The sequence below is a fragment of the Cupriavidus sp. 05N40 genome (assembly GCF_056397305.1).
The window spans coordinates 1-19,609 of the sequence record NZ_JBFTND010000171.1 but is presented as its reverse complement, the minus strand read 5'-3'; the positions used below and the strand labels follow the sequence as shown (position 1 = coordinate 19,609).

16 protein-coding genes and 1 pseudogene are annotated in these 19,609 nt (G+C 65.8%); 15 read left to right on the top strand and 2 right to left on the bottom strand.

Features of this window, described 5'->3' with window-relative positions; genetic code table 11:
- From AC1DO7_RS30335 to AC1DO7_RS30315, 5 genes are all read left to right on the top strand, one after another.
- Positions 1-200, top strand: a 200-nt coding sequence (locus tag AC1DO7_RS30335; RefSeq protein ID WP_477116923.1) for a YncE family protein, incomplete at its 5' end; no start/stop codon positions are given.
- Positions 201-318: 118 nt separating this feature from the next.
- Entirely contained in the window at positions 319-1,257 is a 939-nt protein-coding gene (locus tag AC1DO7_RS30330) for a polysaccharide deacetylase family protein (RefSeq protein WP_441623640.1), read from the top strand.
- Entirely contained in the window at positions 1,257-2,231 is a 975-nt protein-coding gene (locus tag AC1DO7_RS30325) for a sterol desaturase family protein (RefSeq protein WP_477116922.1), read from the top strand. The genes AC1DO7_RS30330 and AC1DO7_RS30325 overlap by 1 nt, the downstream gene beginning before the upstream one ends.
- Before the next feature lie 131 nt (positions 2,232-2,362).
- Positions 2,363-3,232 carry an EI24 domain-containing protein gene (locus AC1DO7_RS30320; RefSeq protein ID WP_441623643.1) on the top strand — a complete coding sequence of 290 codons (870 nt, stop codon included), beginning with the start codon at positions 2,363-2,365 and terminating at the stop codon, positions 3,230-3,232.
- A 12-nt stretch (positions 3,233-3,244) separates the two neighbouring features.
- Positions 3,245-4,078, top strand: coding sequence for a competence/damage-inducible protein A (locus AC1DO7_RS30315; protein ID WP_441623645.1), 834 nt, complete (start codon positions 3,245-3,247; stop codon positions 4,076-4,078).
- A gap of 103 nt (positions 4,079-4,181) precedes the next feature.
- Here the strand turns inward: AC1DO7_RS30315 and AC1DO7_RS30310 are convergent, their stop codons facing one another.
- Positions 4,182-4,646: a rhodanese-like domain-containing protein gene (locus tag AC1DO7_RS30310; RefSeq protein ID WP_441623647.1), complete on the bottom strand. Its 465-nt coding sequence runs from the start codon at positions 4,644-4,646 to the stop codon at positions 4,182-4,184.
- Between the two features lie 550 nt (positions 4,647-5,196).
- Here AC1DO7_RS30310 and AC1DO7_RS30305 point away from each other — a divergent pair.
- From AC1DO7_RS30305 to ntrC, 4 genes are all read left to right on the top strand, one after another.
- The gene (locus tag AC1DO7_RS30305; protein ID WP_477116921.1) at positions 5,197-6,612 is read left to right on the top strand and encodes a 3-hydroxylaminophenol mutase; all 1,416 of its coding nucleotides are present in this window, start codon (positions 5,197-5,199) and stop codon (positions 6,610-6,612) included.
- Between the two features lie 133 nt (positions 6,613-6,745).
- The gene (locus AC1DO7_RS30300) at positions 6,746-7,312 is read left to right on the top strand and encodes a DUF4124 domain-containing protein (RefSeq protein WP_477116920.1); all 567 of its coding nucleotides are present in this window, start codon (positions 6,746-6,748) and stop codon (positions 7,310-7,312) included.
- A gap of 4 nt (positions 7,313-7,316) precedes the next feature.
- A complete protein-coding gene (gene glnL, locus AC1DO7_RS30295; protein WP_441623653.1) occupies positions 7,317-8,468 on the top strand; it encodes a nitrogen regulation protein NR(II) in 1,152 nt (383 codons plus the stop codon).
- 112 nt (positions 8,469-8,580) lie between these two features.
- Positions 8,581-10,134, top strand: a complete 1,554-nt coding sequence (ntrC, locus tag AC1DO7_RS30290; protein WP_477116919.1) for a nitrogen regulation protein NR(I) — start codon at positions 8,581-8,583, stop codon at positions 10,132-10,134.
- 79 nt (positions 10,135-10,213) lie between these two features.
- Here ntrC and AC1DO7_RS30285 read toward each other — a convergent pair whose 3' ends face one another.
- Positions 10,214-11,005: an HAD-IIB family hydrolase gene (locus AC1DO7_RS30285; RefSeq protein WP_441623656.1), complete on the bottom strand. Its 792-nt coding sequence runs from the start codon at positions 11,003-11,005 to the stop codon at positions 10,214-10,216.
- A gap of 175 nt (positions 11,006-11,180) precedes the next feature.
- On the opposite strand from AC1DO7_RS30285, the gene ugpB reads away from it, so the two are divergent.
- The 6 genes and pseudogenes from ugpB (at position 11,181) to AC1DO7_RS30255 (ending at position 19,498) form a co-directional block, all read left to right on the top strand.
- On the top strand, positions 11,181-12,497 hold the full coding sequence (ugpB, locus tag AC1DO7_RS30280) for a sn-glycerol-3-phosphate ABC transporter substrate-binding protein UgpB (protein ID WP_441623658.1): 1,317 nt from the start codon (positions 11,181-11,183) through the stop codon (positions 12,495-12,497).
- 200 nt (positions 12,498-12,697) lie between these two features.
- Positions 12,698-13,579: a sn-glycerol-3-phosphate ABC transporter permease UgpA gene (ugpA, locus tag AC1DO7_RS30275; RefSeq protein WP_441623660.1), complete on the top strand. Its 882-nt coding sequence runs from the start codon at positions 12,698-12,700 to the stop codon at positions 13,577-13,579.
- Between the two features lie 16 nt (positions 13,580-13,595).
- Positions 13,596-14,444, top strand: a complete 849-nt coding sequence (ugpE, locus tag AC1DO7_RS30270) for a sn-glycerol-3-phosphate ABC transporter permease UgpE (protein WP_441623662.1) — start codon at positions 13,596-13,598, stop codon at positions 14,442-14,444.
- Positions 14,445-14,515: 71 nt separating this feature from the next.
- Positions 14,516-15,619: a sn-glycerol-3-phosphate import ATP-binding protein UgpC gene (locus tag AC1DO7_RS30265; protein WP_441623664.1), complete on the top strand. Its 1,104-nt coding sequence runs from the start codon at positions 14,516-14,518 to the stop codon at positions 15,617-15,619.
- Positions 15,620-15,643: 24 nt separating this feature from the next.
- Positions 15,644-16,345: pseudogene (gene ugpQ / locus AC1DO7_RS30260) on the top strand (glycerophosphodiester phosphodiesterase); the annotation flags it as partial.
- Between the two features lie 297 nt (positions 16,346-16,642).
- Positions 16,643-19,498 carry a 2-oxoglutarate dehydrogenase E1 component gene (locus AC1DO7_RS30255; protein WP_477116918.1) on the top strand — a complete coding sequence of 952 codons (2,856 nt, stop codon included), beginning with the start codon at positions 16,643-16,645 and terminating at the stop codon, positions 19,496-19,498.
- Positions 19,499-19,609: the final 111 nt, after the last annotated feature.

Sequence of the window (19,609 nt, the reverse complement as noted above, 5' to 3'; positions counted from 1 at the left end):
AGATCGGCGATATCACCGGCCTGCCTGCCGGTCCCGATGACATGGAGCTCACCGCGGACGGCAAGACGCTGTGGGTGAGCTTCCGCTGGGCACGCTCGGTCGGCCTGGTCGACGTGGCCAGCCGCAAGCTGGTCAAGACCATCCGCGTCGGCCGTTCGCCGCACGGCATTTACTTCCGCACGCGCGCGCCTTTGTATTGAGTATTGAGCCGGGCGTGGCGGGCGCGGCGCCGCACGGAACGCGGCGGCCCGCGCGGCACTCGAAACTAGTATGGCTGTCGCCACTCCAATGCAGTCACAGGTCATCAGGACAGGCATCATGAGCAAGATTTCGCGGCCCCGGCCCGCCCGCGCGGTGATACGCGCGGCGGCCGGGTTTGCCGTTGCGGGGCTGGCACTGGCGGCGGCGGCGGCGGGTTTCGCCACCTCGGCCACGTCGGCCACCTCAGCCACCTCAGCCACCTCAGCCAACGCCGCCGGACCCGCGCAGCCGGCGCCTGCCGCGCCGCAATCCTGCCGTGCCGGCACGCTCTACCTGACCTTCGATACCGGCAGCATGAGCCAGGCCACGCTGATCGCCGACACGCTGCGCCGCCACCATATCAAGGCCACCTTCTTCCTCGCCAACGAGCCCACCGTCAACAAGGACAGCTCGCTCGACCCGGGCTGGGCCGCGTACTGGAAGACGCTGGCGGCGGACGGCCATGTCTTCGGCAGCCACACCTTCGACCACGTCTACCTGCGCGGCACGCGCGACGGCAAAGTGACGATGCGCCCGCAGTTCGGCGCGCAGGCCGGCCAGGACGTGACAATGGACCAGCAGGGCTTTTGCAGCGAACTCAAGCGCAGCGCGCGGGCACTGCGCGGGCTGAGCGGCGCCGCGATGTCGCCGCTGTGGCGCGCGCCGGGCGGCCATACCGCGCCGCAGACGCTGCAATGGGCCGAGCAGTGCGGCTTCAGGCACGTGGCATGGGCGCCGGCCGGCTTCCTTGGCGATGAATTGTCTTCCGAGCGCTTCCCGAACAAGGTGCTGCTGGCGCGCGCGCTGCGCGACCTGCGCGATGGCGACATCACCATGGCGCATCTCGGCATCTGGTCGCGCAAGGATCCGTGGGCGCCGGGCGTGCTCGAGCCGCTGATCAGCGGGCTGGAGCAGAAGGGCTTCTGCTTCGCCACGCTGCGCGAGCATCCCGCCTATCGCGAGTGGTTGCGCGGCCAGGGCGCCACCGTGGCGGGCCGCGAGGCGGGGAGACCGTGATGCTGGACACGCTCAACGCCTGGGTCGGCCAGGTCGAAGCCACGCTGTTCCAGGACGTGATCCTGCCGGTGGTCTACCAGCTCGGCTTCGGCGGCTATGCCGAGGACGCCTTCACGGGCACCGAATGGCTGCTGGTGGGGCTGGTGCAGATCGTGGTGATGGTGCTGATCCTGGGGCCGCTGGAAAAGCTGCGCCCGGTCGAGGTCGTGACCGACCGCGGGGCGATCCGCACCGACATTCTCTATACCGTCGTGCATCGGCTCGGCCTGTTCCGGCTGGCGATGTTCTTCCTGCTCGGCCCGCTGATGGACGGGCTCGAAGGCCAGCTGCGCCTGCTTGGCTGGCAGCGCGTGAATGTGGAGGACTGGTGGCCGGCGGTGACGTCGATCCCGCTGGTCAGCTTCTTCGTCTACCTGCTGCTGTTCGACCTGCTCGACTACTGGTACCACCGCCTGTCGCATACCTACCGCTGGTGGTGGAGCCTGCACGCCGTGCACCACAGCCAGCGCCAGATGACGCTGTGGAGCGACAACCGCAACCACCTGCTCGACGACATGCTGCGCGACCTGGTGTTCGCCGTGGTGGCGCTGGCGGTCGGCGTGGAGCCGTCGCAGTACGTGCTGCTGGTGGCGCTGTCGCAGCTKCTGCAGAGCCTGCAGCAYGCCAACCTGCGCCTGCAYTTCGGCKSGCTCGGCGAGCGGCTGCTGGTGTCGCCGCGCTTTCACCGCACCCACCACGCGGTGGGCGTGGGCCACGAGGCGATCGGCCGTCCCGGCCGGCTCGGCGGCTGCAATTACGGCGTGATCTTCCCATGGTGGGACATGCTGTTCCGCACCGCCGTGTTCACCGACGCCTACTATCCCACCGGGATCCGCGACCAGATGCCGCCGCCCGCGGGCAAGAGCCGCAACTACGGCACCGGCTTCCTGTCGCAGCAGTGGTACGGCATCAAGCGCCTGCTGCGGCTGGGCTGACGGGCCGCGCCGCCGCCTCGCGGCGTCCCGCCTGGCCATGGCGGTGATGTGCCGGCCGGCAGGCTCCGGCCGGCGCCGGTGACGTGTGCTAGTCTGTTTGTCTTCGCTTTCGCGGCAATCCAATTCACTGCATGAACGATATTTTTCGCGCGTTTGGTCGTGCCCTGATGAGCCAGCTGCATCCGCGCATGCTGATGCTCACCGTCATCCCCTTCGTGTTGGCGACGGGGCTGTGGGGTGGCCTGCTGCTGTGGGGCTGGGAGCCCATCATGGCGACCGCGCGCGGCATCCTCGAAAGCTCGGCGCTCACCAGCTGGATCTACGCGGGGCTGGCCTGGCTGGGCATGCAGTCGCTCAATGCCGTGGTGGCGCCGCTGTTCGTGATCGCGCTGATGGTGCCGCTGGTGATCGCCTCGATGCTGATCTTCATCAGCCTGTTCTCCGTGCCTTCGGTGATGCGCCACCTGGAGCGCAGCTATCCCGGGCTGGAGCGGGCCAAGGGCGGCAGCGTGGCCGGCAGCGTGTTGCAGACGCTCGGCAGTACCTTCCTGTTCCTGCTGCTGGTGATCGTGACCTTGCCGCTGTGGCTGTTCCCGCTGTTCTTTGCGCTGATCCCGCCGTTGCTGTGGGGCTGGCTGACCTACCGCGTGATGACCTACGACGCGCTGGCCGAGCACGCCACCGCCGAAGAGCGCAAGACCCTGATGAAACGCCACCGCGCGTCCTTGCTCTCGATCGGCGTGGCGGTCGGGCTGCTGGGCTCGGCACCGACGCTGATCTGGGTATCCTCGGCGGCGCTGATCTTCCTGTTTCCGTTCGTACTGGCGGGCACGCTGTGGCTCTATGTGCTGATCTTTATCTTCTCGGCGCTGTGGTTCGGGCATTTCTGCCTGCGCGCGCTGGAGCAGTTGCGCGCCGAGCGCGCCGCCGTGGCGGCTTCGCCTGCGGCGGACGTCATCGATCTCGCGCCGTCCGACGTGCGGCGCATTGAACAATCCTGAAGCGAGGGCATCATGGGTTTCGGCCTGATCGTCATTGGTGACGAGATTCTGTCGGGGCGGCGCGAAGACAAGCACATGCGCCGCGCCATCGAACTGCTGGCCGCCCGTGGRCTGGCGCTGGACTGGGCAGAGTACGTGGGCGACGAGCGCGCGCGCATCACCGCCACGCTGCGCCGCACCTTTGCCGGCACCGACGTGGTGTTCTGCACCGGCGGCATCGGCGCCACGCCGGACGACCACACCCGGCAATGCGCCGCGGCGGCGCTCGGCGTGCCGCTGGCGTTGCATCCCGAGGCGCGCGAGCTGATCGCCCAGCGCATCGTCGAGACCGCCGCCGGCGATCCGGTCAAGGGCGACCTGAACCTGCCCGAGAACCAGCATCGCTTCAAGATGGGTGAATTCCCGGCGGGCGCGCGCATCATCCCGAACAGCTACAACCGGATTCCCGGCTTCTCCGTAGCCGATCATCACTTCATGCCCGGCTTCCCGGTAATGGCATGGCCGATGATGGAATGGGTGCTGGACCATTACTACCCGCACCTGTTCCATACGGCGGTGCAGGAGGAGCGTTCGTTCCTGGTGTTCGAGGCGCCCGAATCGACCCTGACGCCGCTGATGGAGCGGGTCGAGGCAGCGTTCGGCGGCGTGCGCGTGTTCAGCCTGCCGTCGGTAGGCGATGCCAGGCGCGGCGAGCTCTATGCGCGGCGCCATATCGACCTCGGCGTGAAGGGGGCGAGCGATCTCGTCGAGCCGGCCTACGCCATGCTGCGCGACGGCGTGCGCGAGATGGGCTTCGAGCTGGTGGAAGTCGCGGCGCGGCGGCCGGGCGATCCCGCGGCAGACTGAGCGGCGGACTGAGCGGTGATACGGTCATCGAATGAAAAACGGGACAGCCATGCTGTCCCGTTTTGCTTGCCGCCCGGCCGGGGCCTGGCGGTGTTGCCGCCCGTCAGGCGCCGTGCCACGGCAATCCGCGCACGCACCAGCCTTCCGTCGTCTTGCGGTGATGATGCTCATCGCGGTTGCCCTCGAAGCCTTCGAGCACATCCATCGCAAACTGGTAGCCGGCCTCGGTCGCCACGCGCGCCGCGTGCTTGGAGCGCGCCGCGCTGCGGCACAGGAACAGCACGGGTACATCGGTCGGTACCCGCGCCTTGAGCTGCTCGAGGAAGGCCGCGTTCTGCGCGCCGCCCGGGTAGCTCATCCATTCGACGTGCGCGGACTGGGCTTCCGGCAGGTCCGGCCCGCCGATCCAGTCCAGTTCCGCCTGCGTGCGCACGTCCACCATCACGGCGGCGGGATCGTTCTGCAGCAGGGCAAACGCTTCTTGCGGCGAGAGGGCGCCGAAATAGGGGAGCTGGTTTTGCTGCTGGCGCTGGCGCGCGGCTTGGAGAAGGTCGTCTCGGGTGGTCATCTGGGTGACAAGATCGAAAGGTGGAGTGGCGCCACGGCGCCATAGGGCAATGGAGCGCCCCGACGGGTATTCTAGCGCGCCGCGGGCCGGGCCCGGCAGGTTTGGGCGGCGGTCGGCCGCGGCCAGGAATGCCGGGTGCATGCACCGCAAGCAGGCAACCTGGTGGCGAGCGCACCAAAACAGATCATCATTTGCGTGGTGGCACATTGATGGTGCATTTTCGCGCTGTATTGCACTGTTTTGGTGTTTCCGCGGGCCCTGCCGGATGCGCGCCTGCGGGGCTCGCGCGGCCTGCCTGGGCAGCGAGATTTTGCATATGCCACATGCGCCACCCTGGCACCGTCCGAAGGCCTGCCTGGGGCCGTCCAATTGCACTTTTTTCGGGAACGCAGGGGTAATCAGGGTCTTCCCTTGGCATGCTTTCTGCTAACATTCCTCGTCCCTTTCGTGGCCGGTTTTTGCGCAGTCCCCAAGCCTTGCAGGCGGGGTGTGACGAAGACCGACGCAAGAATGGCTTTCTAGACTTCAGCCGAATTTCCAGGAGATAGGCATGGCCCACAGCGTTGCAGATGTGATGAAGMTYGTGAAGGAAAACGACGTCAAGTTCGTCGATTTCCGYTTCACSGATACCAAAGGCAAAGAGCAACACGTGTCGGTACCCGTGTCGCACTTCGACGAAGACAAGTTCGAAAGCGGCCACGCATTCGACGGCTCGTCGATCGCCGGCTGGAAGGGTATCGAGGCTTCGGACATGCTGCTGATGCCGGATCCGGTTACCGCCAACATCGATCCGTTTTACGAAGAACCGACCCTGGTGCTGACCTGCGACGTGGTCGAGCCGTCGGATGGCAAGGGCTACGACCGCGACCCGCGCTCGATCGCCAAGCGCGCCGAGGCGTACCTGAAGAGCACCGGCCTGGGCGACACCGCCTACTTCGGTCCGGAACCCGAATTCTTCATCTTCGACGGCGTGACCTGGAACATTGACATGCAGGGTTGCGCTGTCAAGATCCACTCGGAAGAAGCACCGTGGTCGTCGGGCAAGGAATTCGAGCACGGCAACAGCGGCCACCGTCCGGGCAAGAAGGGCGGCTACTTCCCGGTCGCCCCGATCGACACCTTCCAGGACATCCGTTCGGAAATGTGCCTGATCCTGGAATCGCTGGGCATCCCCGTGGAAGTCCACCACCACGAAGTGGCTGGCCAGGGCCAGAACGAAATCGGCACCCGGTTCAGCACGCTGGTGCAGCGCGCCGACTGGACGCAGCTGCAGAAGTACGTGATCCAGAACGTCGCGCACACCTACGGCAAGACCGCCACCTTCATGCCGAAGCCGGTCGTGGGTGACAACGGTTCGGGCATGCACGTGCACCAGTCCGTGTGGAAGGACGGCCAGAACCTGTTCGCGGGCAACGGCTACGCCGGCCTGTCGGAATTCGCGCTGTACTACATCGGCGGCATCATCAAGCACGCTCGCGCGCTGAACGCCATCACCAACCCGGGCACGAACTCGTACAAGCGCCTGGTCCCGGGCTTCGAGGCACCGGTGAAGCTGGCCTACTCGGCCCGCAACCGCTCGGCTTCGATCCGCATTCCGTATGTGGCGAACCCGAAGGGCCGCCGTATCGAAACGCGCTTCCCGGATCCGCTGATGAACCCGTACCTGGGCTTCTCGGCGCTGCTGATGGCCGGCCTGGACGGCGTGATGAACAAGATCCACCCGGGCGAAGCTGCCGACAAGAACCTGTACGACCTGCCGCCGGAAGAGGATGCAAAGATCCCGACCGTCTGCTCGAGCCTCGACCAGGCCCTGGAATACCTCGACAACGACCGCGAGTTCCTGACGCGCGGCGGCGTCTTCTCCAACTCCATGATCGATGCCTACATCGAACTGAAGATGGAAGAAGTCACCCGCTTCCGCATGACCACGCACCCGATCGAGTTCGAAATGTACTACTCGCTGTAAGGCGGGACGTTGCCTGGTTGTGACCGGGCAACAGTTGCACCAGGAAGGGGCGGCTTCGGCTGTCCCTTTTTGTTTTGAAGCCTGGATTGATGGCTAGAATGGGGCTCCTTTTCCACCTCCCTTGCTGATGTCAATGGACGCGCTCGACTTTCCGCACTCCCAGCTCCACCCGATGCCCCGCTTCGGTGCCCGCATGCGTGCGCCGGCGGCCGTATGCGCCATGTTGGCGCTGGCCTTGCTGGCCTGGAGTCGGCCGGCGCCGGCGCAATCGGGTGATATCTATGTCTGCGCCGGCCCCAACGGCGTGCCGGAGTACCGCAACGGCAATGGCGGCAAGGGCTGCAAGCGGCTCAGCCTGCCGGAAGTGACCACCGTGCCGGGCACGCGCGTCTCCGCCGCCGGCGCGGCCAAGGGCAGCGCGCCGGCCACCACGCCCGCGACCTTCCCGCGGGTGGACAGCGCCACGCAGAAGAGCCGCGACGGCGAGCGCCGCGCCGTGCTCGAGCAGGAACTGCAGAGCGAGGAGGCCAAGCTGGCCGGGCTGCGCGCCGAGTACAACAACGGCSAGCCCGAGCGCCAGGGCAAYGAGCGCAACTACCAGCGGTACCTGGACCGCACCGCCGCGCTGCGTGACGACATCGCGCGCGGCGAGGCCAATGCCGCATCGTTGCGGCGCGAACTTTCCAACCTGAAGGACTAGTCTCATGCGTCGCCTGATTCGCAGCGTCTCCCGCAAGGTGGCTTCGGCCGGAGCCGGCAATCCGCCCGAGGGCGGGGCCGCGGTGCTGCCGTTGGGCGATGTTTCCTATCGCCAGGGCCTGGACGTGATCGCCAACCCGGTCCTGCTGGTGCGCCAGCCGGGCATGCGCATCGTCTACGCCAACCCGGCGGCCGAAGCGAGCTTCGCGGTATCGCGCAAGGCCATGGTGGAGCTGTCGCTGGCGGACCTGTTCGGCGCCTCGGAAGAGCTCGGCAGCATGATCGATACGGTGCTCTCGCGGCAGTTCGATGCGCGCCGCCAGGACGTGGTGCTGCACCCGCCCTTGCAGGAGCCGACCCACGCGCACGTGGTGATCGGCGCGCTGGAGGCCAACCCCGACACCGTGCTGGTGGAGATGTTGCCCAACGAGCAGAAGGTGCGCAGCGAGCGCGAGGAACGCATCCTCGACCTGACCTCGGCCAACAAGGAACTGATCCGCAACCTCGCCCACGAGATCAAGAACCCGCTGGGTGGCATCCGCGGCGCGGCGCAGCTGCTGGAGTTTGAGCTGCCGGACCGCTCGCTGCGCGAATACACCCAGGTCATCATCAAGGAGTCGGATCGCCTGCAGACGCTGGTGGACCGGCTGCTGGAGCCGCACCGGCATCCGCATATCGTGTCGGACCTCAATATCCACGAGGTGCTGGAGCGCGTGCGTTCGGTGGTGCTGGCCGAATTCCCGTCCGGGCTGGATATCGTGCGCGACTACGACGCCAGCCTGCCGGACCTGCGCGGYGACATGGAGCAACTGATCCAGGCCGTGCTCAACATCGTCCACAACGCTGCGCAGGCGCTGGCCGAGCGCATCGGGCGCGGCGATGCGCAGATCGTCCTGCGCACGCGCGTGGCCCGCCAGGTGACAATTGCCAAGCGTCTGTTCAAGCTGGCATTGGACTTGCATGTCATCGATAACGGTCCGGGCATCCCCGAGGATATTCGCGAACGCATCTTCTATCCGCTGGTGTCGGGTAGGGACGGCGGCAGCGGCCTCGGTCTCACACTCGCTCAAACCTTCGTGCAGCAGCACGAGGGCTTGATCGAATGTGAGAGCCGGCCTGGCTGTACCGACTTCCGTATCCTGCTGCCCCTGCATTGACCTGGCGAAAGCAATTGGCATTGCCTCAACGATTGCTGCCTCCCGGTGCCTCAGGTGGCGTGCAGACAGGAACGCGGAAGACCGAATGACACCGAGCAGACAAGCGACGCACATGAAGCCGATCTGGATAGTCGACGACGATCAATCAATCCGCTGGGTTCTTGAGAAAGCCCTCGCCCGTGAAAGCCTGCTCTCGCGCAGCTTTACCAATGTGCGCGACGTACTCGCCGCGCTCGAAGACGACGAGCCGCAAGTCCTGATCTCCGATATCCGCATGCCGGGTGGCTCGGGCCTGGATCTGCTGCAAGCGCTCAAGGCGCGCCACCCGGGGCTGCCCGTCATCGTGATGACGGCCTACTCCGACCTGGACAGCGCGGTAGCCGCGTTCCAGGGCGGCGCCTTCGAATACCTGGCCAAGCCCTTCGACGTGGACAAGGCGGTCGAGCTGATCCGCCGCGCGCTGCAGGAAAGCCTGCGCGAGGAGGAGATGGAAGACCGCCTGGTGGACGCCCCCGAGATCCTCGGCCAGGCGCCCGCCATGCAGGACGTGTTCCGCGCCATCGGCCGCCTGTCGCAGTCCAACGTGACCGTGCTGATCACCGGCGAGTCCGGCACCGGCAAGGAGCTGGTGGCGCAGGCGCTGCACAAGCACAGCCCGCGTGCCAACGGCCCCTTCATCGCGCTGAACACCGCGGCCATCCCGAAAGACCTGCTTGAATCCGAACTGTTCGGCCATGAGCGCGGCGCCTTCACCGGCGCGCAGACCATGCGCCGCGGCCGCTTCGAGCAGGCCRASGGCGGCACGCTGTTCCTCGACGAAATCGGCGACATGCCGYTSSMCYTGCAGACGCGCCTGCTGCGCGTGCTGKCCGACGGCAACTTCTACCGCGTGGGCGGGCACAATCCGCTGCGCGCCAATGTGCGCGTGATTGCCGCCACCCACCAGAACCTGGAGACGCGCGTCAAGGAAGGACTGTTCCGCGAGGACTTGTTCCACCGCCTCAACGTGATCCGCCTGCGCCTGCCGCCGCTGCGCGAGCGGCCGGAGGACATCACCCTGCTGGCCCGTCATTTCCTGCAGAAGAGCGCCAAGGAACTGGGCGTGGAGCCCAAGCGCATGGCGGACGAGGCCTTGACCTATGTCAGCACGCTGCCGTTCCCCGGCAACGTCCGCCAGCTGGAGAACCTCTGCAACTGGCTGACCGTGATGGCGCCGGCGCAGACCATCGAGGTCAAGGACCTGCCGCGCGAGATGATCGGCGGTGGCACGCCGCAGGGTGGCAACGGCGCGGGTGCGGGCATGGCGCGGGCGCTCGATGCGCGCGCCGAAAGCCGGGCGGACGAGGCCGACGGCCACGACCCGGTGGACTACGGCGCAGCGCCCCCCGGGATGGCCGGGGAGCCTGATGCCGCGCTGGCCTTCGCCGGCCGCGCGGCCTCGGCGAGCGCGCTTGCCGGCTGGGAAAACCTGCTGGCGGGCGAGGCGCGCGCCATGCTCGAATCCGGCCAGCCCGAGGTGATGGATGCGCTGACGCGCCGCTTCGAGAAGGCGGTGCTGGAGGCGGCGCTCGGCGTGACCCGCGGGCGCCGGGTGGAGGCGGCCACCCGCCTGGGGATCGGGCGCAATACGATCACCCGCAAGCTGCAGGAACTGGGCTTCGACTGACGGCTTTGCCGCAGCGCGGAAATGAATACGGCCGGGTTTGTCCCGGCCGTATTCATTTGATGCGCGCTACGCGCGCGCGTCAGCCTCGTGCCGCCAGCAGCAGTTCTGCCATTTCCGCAAATCCCTCGCCGCAAGCCGCCTGCGTCAGGTAGGCGGGCCTGGCCGGCAGTTGCGGCAGAATGTCGCGGATGTTGGCGACCCCGACCGACAGGGGAAAGTGGGCGAACATGGTGGCGTCGTTCGCCGAGTCGCCGATAAACAGCCATTCGTCGCGTTCGGCGTCGAGATCCGCGCCGAGCAGCTCGGCTGCGCACAGCTTGCTCATGCTGAGCTTGTCGTGCGCGCCGAACCAGCCGTTGACGTGGATCGAGCTGACCGTGGCCGTCATGCCGGCATCGCGCATCAGCGCGACGATCCGGTCGACCGCGGGCGGGGGCAGGGGGGCGACGTCCTCGGCATGGTCGATGGCCAGGTCGGCCGCGTGCCAGGCCTGGTCGGAGGCCAGCGCGCAGCCGGGGACCGCCTGCAGGATGCGCTGGCCCAGCGCATGGATGCGCTCGAGGTTGGCTGTCCGCGTGGTGGCGTCGTCCAGGTAGCGGGTAACCAGCTTGCCGCTGCGCAGGTGGGAATAGAAGGCGCCGTTCTCGCCGATGATGGCATCCACCGGCCACAGGCGCGTCAGGATCTCGGCCCAGGCGATGCAGCGGCCGGTGACCGGGATCACGTGCAGGCCCGCCTGCTTGAGACGGTCCAGCGCGAGGTAGGTGGCAGCCGGCAGCCTGCCGTCGGTGGTGATGGTGCCGTCGATGTCGGTGAGCACGCCGCGCACGCGGCGCAACGCCGGGGCGGGAAGGGTCTGGATGGCTTGCATAGCCCCGGATTCTACCCTGTCAAGCCACCGACAAAACGTTGTCATATTATTGTCATTTAGTGGATTTGCCCGGTTTTCCAATCCAACAAGGCGGAGTAACATCCGGCTGTCACAAAAACTGCATACAGTCGGTCGATTTTTTCCCGAACTGAAATAACAACCAGGAGAGCTGTCGATGACCTTCCAACGTACCGTGCTGAAGATCGCGGCCTTTGCCGTGCTGGCGGGCGCCGGCACCGCGCACGCCGCTGTCGAGATCCAGTGGTGGCATGCCATGCAGGGCGCGCTGAACGACAAGGTGAACGAGATCGCCGACAAGTTCAATGCCAGCCAGTCCGACTACAAGATCGTGCCGGTCAACAAGGGTAGCTACGACGAGACCATGGCGGCCGGCATTGCCGCCTTCCGCGCCGGCACGCAGCCGGCCATCCTGCAGGTCTTCGAAGTGGGCACGGCCACCATGATGAGCGCCAAGGGCGCCATCAAGCCGGTATCGACGGTGATGAAGGACGCGGGCGAGAAGTTCGACCAGAAGATCTACATCCCCGCGGTTGCCGGCTACTACACCTCGTCCAAGGGCGAGATGCTGTCGTTCCCGTTCAACAGCTCGACCACGGTCTTCTATTACAACAAGGACGCCTTCAAGAAGGCGGGCCTGGACGCCAGCAAGCCGCCCAAGACCTGGCCCGAAGTGATGCAGTACTCGGCCAAGATCAAGGCGTCGGGCGGCCAGTGCGCGTACACCACCGACTGGCAGGGCTGGGTGCACCTGGAGAGCTTCTCGGCCTGGCACAACACGCTGTTCGCTACCAAGAACAACGGCTTCGGTGGCACCGATGCGCGCCTGGTCTTCAACAGCCCGCTGCACGTCAAGCACATCACCAACCTGCAGGAAATGGTGAAGAAGGGCTACTTCAGCTACGGTGGCCGCAAGTCGGAGTCGCAGGCCAAGTTCTATAACGGCGAGTGCGCGATGTTCACGGGTTCGTCGGCATCGCTGGCGAATATCCGCAAGAACGCCAAGTTCGCCTTCGGCGTGTCGCAGCTGCCGTACTATGCCGACGTGCCGGGTGCCCCGCAGAACACCATCATCGGCGGCGCCTCGCTGTGGGTGATGGGCGGCAAGAAGCCCGAGGAGTACAAGGGCGTGGCCAAGTTCTTCACCTACCTGTCGCGTCCGGAGATCCAGTCCGACTGGCACCAGGCCACCGGCTACCTGCCGGTCACCATGGCCGCCTACGAGCTGACCAAGAAGTCCGGCTACTATGAAAAGAACCCGGGCGCCGATGTCTCGGTGGAACAGATGGTAGTCAAGACCACCGACAAGTCGCGCGGCGTGCGCCTGGGCAACCTGGTGCAGATCCGTACCGTGGTCGACGAGGAGCTCGAAGCCGTCTGGGCGGGCAAGAAGCAGCCCAAGGAAGCCCTGGACACCGCGGTCAAGCGCGGCGACGAACTGCTCGAGCGCTTCCAGAAGACCGCGCGCGAGTAAGCCGGCCTGCCCTTGCCGCGAAGACGGGCGGGTTCGCATCCCGCCCGTTTTTTGTTGGCCTGGCACATTGGCCGGGGCGCTCCCGCAACGGCGCGTCCCTGCCAATGTGCCACTTCGTTGGCGCGCCCGCCTTGCGGATGCGCGCCGTAACCTGATTCGATGCCGCCTTGCGCGGCATTCGTTGGACGATTGGATTGCCCATGGAAAAACGGGTTGTCTTCCGGTCGCGATGGCTGCCTTACCTGCTGGTGTTCCCGCAGATTGTCATCACGCTAGTTTTCTTCTTCTGGCCTGCGGGTCAGGCCTTGTACCAGTCCGTGCTGCAGCAGGACGCGTTCGGCATCAACCTGGAGTTCGTCGGGCTGGAGAACTTCAGCACGCTGTGGAACGACCCGCTCTACCTGGAATCCTTCCGCATCACCGGCGTGTTCGCGGTGGGCGTGACCCTGGTCGGCCTGTCCTTCTCGCTGCTGCTGGCGTACTTCGCCGACCGCGTGCTGCGCGGCGCGATGGCCTACCGCATGCTGCTGATCTGGCCCTACGCGGTGGCGCCGGCGGTGGCGGGCGTGCTGTGGATGTTCCTGTTCAATCCGAGCCTGGGCGTGGTGTCCTACGCGCTGCGCGCGCTCGGCATCGACTGGAACTTCCTGCTCAACGGGCAGCAGGCGCTGGGCCTGGTGATCCTGGTGGCGGCATGGAAGCAGATCAGCTACAACTTCCTGTTCTTCCTGGCCGGCCTGCAGAGCATCCCGAAATCGCTGATCGAGGCGGCCGCCATCGACGGCGCAGGCCCGTGGCGCCGCTTCTGGTCGATCGTGTTCCCGCTGCTGTCGCCGACCACCTTCTTCCTGATGGTGATCAACGTCGTGTACGCGTTTTTCGACACGTTCGCCATCATCGACTCGGTGACGCACGGCGGGCCTTTCAACTCCACCAACACGCTGGTCTACAAGGTGTTCCACGACGGCTTCCGCGGCATGGACATCGGCGGCTCGGCGGCGCAATCGGTGGTGCTGATGGTGATCGTGGTCGCGCTCACGGTGGTGCAGTTCCGCTACGTGGAACGCAAGGTTCAATACTGATCAGGCGGGCGCAAACATGGTAGAACGACGACCCTTTCTGGATTTCCTCACACACCTGGTGCTGATCCTCGGCATCGTGGTGGTGGCGTTTCCGGTCTATGTGACTTTCGTGGCTTCGACGCTGACGGCGGAACAGGTGCTGGAAGCACCGATGACGCTGTTGCCCGGCAGCCATTTCTTCGAGAACTATCGCACCGTGCTGTTCAAGGGCGTGGGCGAGTCCGCTTCCCCGGTCTCGACCATGATGCTCAACAGCCTGGTCATGGCGCTCGGTATCTCGCTGGGCAAGATCGCGATCTCGATCATCTCGGCCTTCGCGGTGGTGTACTTCAAGTTCCCGCTGCGCAAGACCTTTTTCTGGATGATCTTCATCACGCTGATGCTGCCGGTGGAAGTGCGGATCCTGCCGACCTACAAGGTGGTGTCGGACCTGGGCATGCTGGACAGCTACTTCGGCCTGACCATCCCGATCATTGCCTCGGCGACCGCGACCTTCCTGTTCCGCCAGTTCTTCCTGACCATCCCGGACGAGCTGGCCGAGGCGGCGCGCATCGACGGCGCCGGGCCGCTGCGCTTCTTCAAGGACGTGGTGCTGCCGCTGTCCAAGACCAGCATCGCGGCACTGTTCGTGATCCAGTTCATCTACGGCTGGAACCAGTACCTGTGGCCGCTGCTGATCACCACGCAGAAGTCGATGACCCCGGTGGTGGTGGGTGTCACGCAGATGATCTCCCGCTCCGGCGATGCCGCGACCGACTGGAACCTGGTGATGGCCACCGTGATGCTGGCCATGATCCCGCCCGCGATCGTGGTGGTGCTGATGCAGAAGTGGTTCGTCAAGGGCCTGGTCGAAACCGAAAAATAAGCGGACGGGGCAGGGCGCGAAAACGCGCCCGCCACGCCTACTCAGCGCATAAGCAGCGAGAAAGAATAGCAATGGCAAAACTGTCGCTTCGCAACGTACAGAAAACCTACGCCGGCAATGTCAAGGTCGTGCACGGCATCGACATGGAAATCACCGACGGCGAGTTCATCGTCATCGTCGGCCCCTCGGGTTGCGGCAAATCCACGCTGCTGCGCATGGTGGCCGGGCTCGAAGCCATCAGCGGCGGCGAGGTCCATATCGGCGAGAAGGTCGTGAACGACCTCGAGCCGGCCGAGCGGGACATCGCCATGGTGTTCCAGAACTACGCGCTCTACCCGCATATGAGCGTCTACGACAACATGGCCTACGGCCTCAAGATCCGCGGCATGGCCAAGGCCGAGATCGAGCAGCGCGTGCGCCATGCCGCCGGCATCCTGGAGCTCGCCCCGCTGCTGGACCGCAAGCCGCGCCAGCTCTCGGGCGGCCAGCGCCAGCGCGTGGCCATGGGCCGCGCCATCGTGCGCGAGCCGGCGGTGTTCCTGTTCGATGAGCCCCTCTCGAACCTGGACGCCAAGCTGCGCGTGCAGATGCGCCTGGAGCTCAAGGAGCTGCACCGCCGCCTGCGCACCACCAGCATGTACGTGACGCACGACCAGGTCGAGGCCATGACGCTGGCCGACCGCATGATGGTGCTCAACGGCGGCCGCGTCGAGCAGATCGGCACGCCGCTCGAAGTCTATGCGCGCCCGGCCAGCACTTTCGTGGCGAGCTTTATCGGTTCGCCGCCGATGAACCTGGTGCCGGTGGCCCGCGTCAATGGCGGCCAGGGCGAGGCGCAGATGCGCGTGGAGCAGAAGGAGGGCGCCCAGGGGCAGCCCGCCACGCTCGGCCACCTGCCGATGGGCCTGCACTTGCCGCAGCGCGCGTTGCTGGGCCTGCGCCCGGAGCATATCGAGCCGTGCGCGGCGGCCGAGGCGATTGCCGAGATCGATGTGCGGCTGGTCGAAGCGCTGGGGGCGGACTCGTTCGCCTACGGCACGCTGGGCAGCCAGCCGGTGGTGGTGCGCCTGGACAGCAATATGCATGTGCGCGGCGGCGACCGCCTGCCGATCACGGCCTCGGCCGATCACCTGCATTTCTTCGACGCCGAGACCGGCAAGCGGATCGACGCCTGAGCGGACCAAACGGTAATCCACACCATGACGCAGACCACCTGGCCCTATCCGCGCCATATCGCCCATCGCGGCGCCGGCAAGCTGGCTCCCGAGAACACGCTGGCGGCCTTCCGCCACGGTGCCTCGTTCGGCTACCGCATGTTCGAGTTCGACGTGAAACTCTCCGGCGACGGCCGTGCCGTGCTGTTGCACGACGCCACGCTCGACCGCACCACCAGCGGCCGCGGCCGCGCCGATGCGCTCACGCTGGGCGAACTGGCTACGCTGGATGCCGGCAGCTGGCATAGCCCGGCGTATGCCGGCGAGCCGATTCCGACGCTGGCAGCGATCGCCCGCTATACCCGCGCCAACGGCCTGCACGTGAATATCGAGATCAAGCCGGTGCCGGGCGCGGAATGGCGCACCGGCGCCGCGGTGGCGCTGGACGCGCTGGCCCTGTGGGCCGGCAGCGAGGTGCCACCGCTGCTGYCGTCGTTCTCCGAGGAGGCGCTGGAGRCCGCCCGCAAGGCTGCCCCGGCGCTGCCGCGCGCGCTGCTGCTGGACAAGCTGCCGCCCGACTGGCTGGAGCGGCTGCGCCGGCTGGACTGCGTGGCGCTCGATTCGAACCACCGCGAGCTCACCGCCGAGGTGATTCAGGCAGCGCACGCGGCCGGTTTTCGCGTGGCCTGCTATACGGTCAACGATCCGGTGCGCRCCGCCGAGCTGCTCGGCTGGGGCCTCGACGCGCAACGATGCCCGATGGCGCTTGTTGTTAATCCGTTCCGTAATGCGAAAAGACCCCAGTGGCGGTTGGCAAACGTGCTATGCTTATGCGCAGTGAAGACTTAGGTCCTTCCCCGCACAACTTGCCCTTGCAGGGCGATCGCAGCGCCGAAAGAACCGGCACCCATCGTGGTGCCGTTTGCATAAGGTGCTCCGGTTGACCTGAAGAGTTGTTTGCAATCCGCTAACCGGTCAAGCCGTGTCGCGGAAGGTTGATGAACCCGCTTTACTCCGGCATACCCGGAGAATAGTGAGCGCCCCATGATGCAGCAGTATCAAAGCAATTCGTACCTCTTCGGCGGCAATGCCCCCTATGTGGAAGAGCTGTACGAGGCCTACCTCCAGAATCCCACTTCGGTTCCCGACAACTGGCGCGCGTATTTCGACGCGATGCAGAACGTGCCGGYCGTCGACGGCTCCAACGCCCGCGACATCGCCCACGCTCCCATCGTCGCCTCGTTCGCCGAGCGCGCCAAGCAGGGTCCAATCAAGACCATCGTCGCGTCCGCCGATTCGGACATGGGGCGCAAGCGTGTCGCTGCCACGCAACTGATCGCCGCCTACCGCAACATCGGTTCGCACTGGGCCGACCTCGATCCGCTCAAGCGCCAGGAGCGTCCGCCCCTGCCGGATCTCGACCCGGCTTTCTACGGCTTCTCCGAAAGCGATCTCGACATCGTCTTCAACGCCAGCAATACGTATTTCGGCAAGGAATCGATGAGCCTGCGCGAGCTGCTCAACAACCTGCGCGAAACGTACTGCAGCAGCATCGGCGCCGAGTTCATGTATATCAGCGACCAGGCGCAGAAGCGCTGGTGGCAGGAGCGCCTGGAAACCACGCGTTCCAAGCCGGTGTTCACGCTCGACAAGAAGAAGCACGTCCTGGACCGCCTGACCGCGGCCGAAGGCCTGGAGCGCTTCCTCCACACCAAATTCGTCGGCCAGAAGCGCTTTTCGCTCGAAGGCGGCGAATCCTTCATCGCCGCCATGGACGAGCTGATCCAGCGCGCGGGCAGCAAGGGCGTGCAGGAAATCGTGATCGGCATGGCCCACCGCGGCCGCCTGAACGTGCTGGTCAATACGCTGGGCAAGATGCCGGCGGACCTGTTCGCCGAATTCGAAGGCAAGCACGTCGACGACCTGCCGGCCGGCGACGTGAAGTACCACAAGGGCTTCTCCAGCGACGTCTCCACCGAAGGCGGCCCGGTCCACCTGTCGCTCGCCTTCAACCCGTCGCACCTGGAAATCGTCAACCCGGTCGTGGAAGGCTCGGTCAAGGCCCGCCAGGAACGCCGCGGCGAGCCCGCCGGCCACGCCGAAGTGCTGCCGGTGCAAGTGCACGGCGACGCGGCATTCGCCGGCCAGGGCGTGGTGATGGAAACGCTGAACCTGGCGCAGACCCGCGGCTACGGCACGGGCGGCACGATGCACATCGTGATCAACAACCAGATCGGCTTCACCACCTCCGACCCGCGCGACGCGCGTTCGACGCTGTACTGCACGGACGTGGTCAAGATGATCGAAGCGCCGGTGCTGCACGTCAACGGCGACGATCCCGAAGCCGTGGTGTTCGCCATGCAGCTCGCAGTGGACTTCCGCATGGAGTTCAAGCGCGACGTCGTGGTCGACATCATCTGCTTCCGCAAGCTGGGCCACAACGAGCAGGACACCCCGGCCGTCACCCAGCCGCTGATGTACAAGAAGATCAGCCAGCACCCGGGCACGCGCAAGCTGTACGCCGACAAGCTGGCAGCGCAGAACCTGGTCGGTGCCGACTTCGGTGACGAGCTGGTCAAGGAATACCGTGCCGCCATGGACGCGGGCAAGCACACGGTCGACCCCGTCCTGTCGAACTTCAAGAACAAGTTCGCCGTGGACTGGATGCCGTTCCTGAACCGCAAGTGGACCGACGCCGCCGACACCGCGGTGCCGGTGACCGAGCTCAAGCGCCTGGCCGAACGCATCACCACGATCCCCGAGCACTTCAAGCTGCACACCCTGGTCGAGAAGGTCGTCAAGGACCGCGCCAACATGGGCCGCGGCGACCAGTCGCTGGACTGGGGCATGGGCGAGCACCTGGCCTTCGCGTCGCTGGTGGCTTCGGGCTACCCGGTGCGTATCACCGGCCAGGACGCCGGCCGCGGCACCTTCACCCACCGCCACTCGGTCCTGCATGACCAGAACCGCGAGCGCTGGGATGCCGGCAGCTACGTGCCGCTGCAGAACGTGTCCGAGAACCAGGCTCCGTTCACGGTGATCGACTCGGTGCTGTCCGAAGAAGCCGTGCTCGGCTTCGAATACGGCTTCTCGACCGCCGAACCGAACGCGCTCGTGATCTGGGAAGCCCAGTTCGGCGACTTCGTCAACGGCGCCCAGGTCGTGATCGACCAGTTCATCTCGTCGGGCGAAGTGAAGTGGGGCCGTGCCTCGGGCCTGACCCTGATGCTGCCGCACGGCTACGAAGGCCAGGGTCCGGAACACAGCTCGGCGCGCATCGAGCGCTTCCTGCAGCTGTGCGCGGACCACAATATGCAAGTCTGCCAACCGACCACCCCGGCCCAGATCTTCCACCTGCTGCGCCGCCAGATGATCCGTCTGTTCCGCAAGCCGCTGGTGATCATGACGCCGAAGTCGCTGCTGCGTAACAAGGATGCGGTCTCGCCGCTGTCCGACCTGGCCAAGGGTCACTTCGAGACCGTCATTCCGGATCACGAAGAACTGAACGCCAGCAAGGTCAAGCGCATCGTCATGTGCTCGGGCAAGGTCTACTACGACCTGGTCAATGCGCGCAAGGAACGTGGCGCCGGCGATACGGCCATCATCCGCATGGAACAGCTCTATCCGTTCCCGCACAAGGCGGTGGCCGCCGAGCTGAAGAAGTATCCCAACGCCAACGAAATCGTGTGGTGCCAGGACGAGCCGCAGAACCAGGGCGCCTGGTTCTTCGTGCAGCACTACATCATGGAAAACATGACCGAAGGGCAGAAGCTCGGCTACGCCGGCCGTCCCGCCTCGGCATCGCCGGCAGTTGGCTACTACGCCAAGCACAACGAGCAGCAGAAGGCGCTGCTGGATGCGGCTTTCGCCAAGCTCAAGGGCTTTGTCCTGACCAAATGATCGTGGCCTGAATGGCGGTGCGCGCGCCGAGCGCGCACCGCTTTGTCTTTGCCGCATGCCCGAAGCACATACGAATACAAAAGGAAATACCAACCATGGCTATTGTTGACG

Excerpts from the sequence above, each read along its gene's own strand:
- AC1DO7_RS30330 (WP_441623640.1), top strand. The coding sequence starts at position 319 with ATGAGCAAGATTTCGCGGCCCCGGCCCGCCCGCGCGGTGATACGCGCG.
- AC1DO7_RS30320 (WP_441623643.1), top strand. The coding sequence starts at position 2,363 with ATGAACGATATTTTTCGCGCGTTTGGTCGTGCCCTGATGAGCCAGCTG.
- AC1DO7_RS30310 (WP_441623647.1), bottom strand. The coding sequence starts at position 4,646 with ATGACCACCCGAGACGACCTTCTCCAAGCCGCGCGCCAGCGCCAGCAG.
- AC1DO7_RS30285 (WP_441623656.1), bottom strand. The coding sequence starts at position 11,005 with ATGCAAGCCATCCAGACCCTTCCCGCCCCGGCGTTGCGCCGCGTGCGC.
- ugpB (WP_441623658.1), top strand. The coding sequence starts at position 11,181 with ATGACCTTCCAACGTACCGTGCTGAAGATCGCGGCCTTTGCCGTGCTG.
- ugpA (WP_441623660.1), top strand. The coding sequence starts at position 12,698 with ATGGAAAAACGGGTTGTCTTCCGGTCGCGATGGCTGCCTTACCTGCTG.
- ugpE (WP_441623662.1), top strand. The coding sequence starts at position 13,596 with ATGGTAGAACGACGACCCTTTCTGGATTTCCTCACACACCTGGTGCTG.
- AC1DO7_RS30265 (WP_441623664.1), top strand. The coding sequence starts at position 14,516 with ATGGCAAAACTGTCGCTTCGCAACGTACAGAAAACCTACGCCGGCAAT.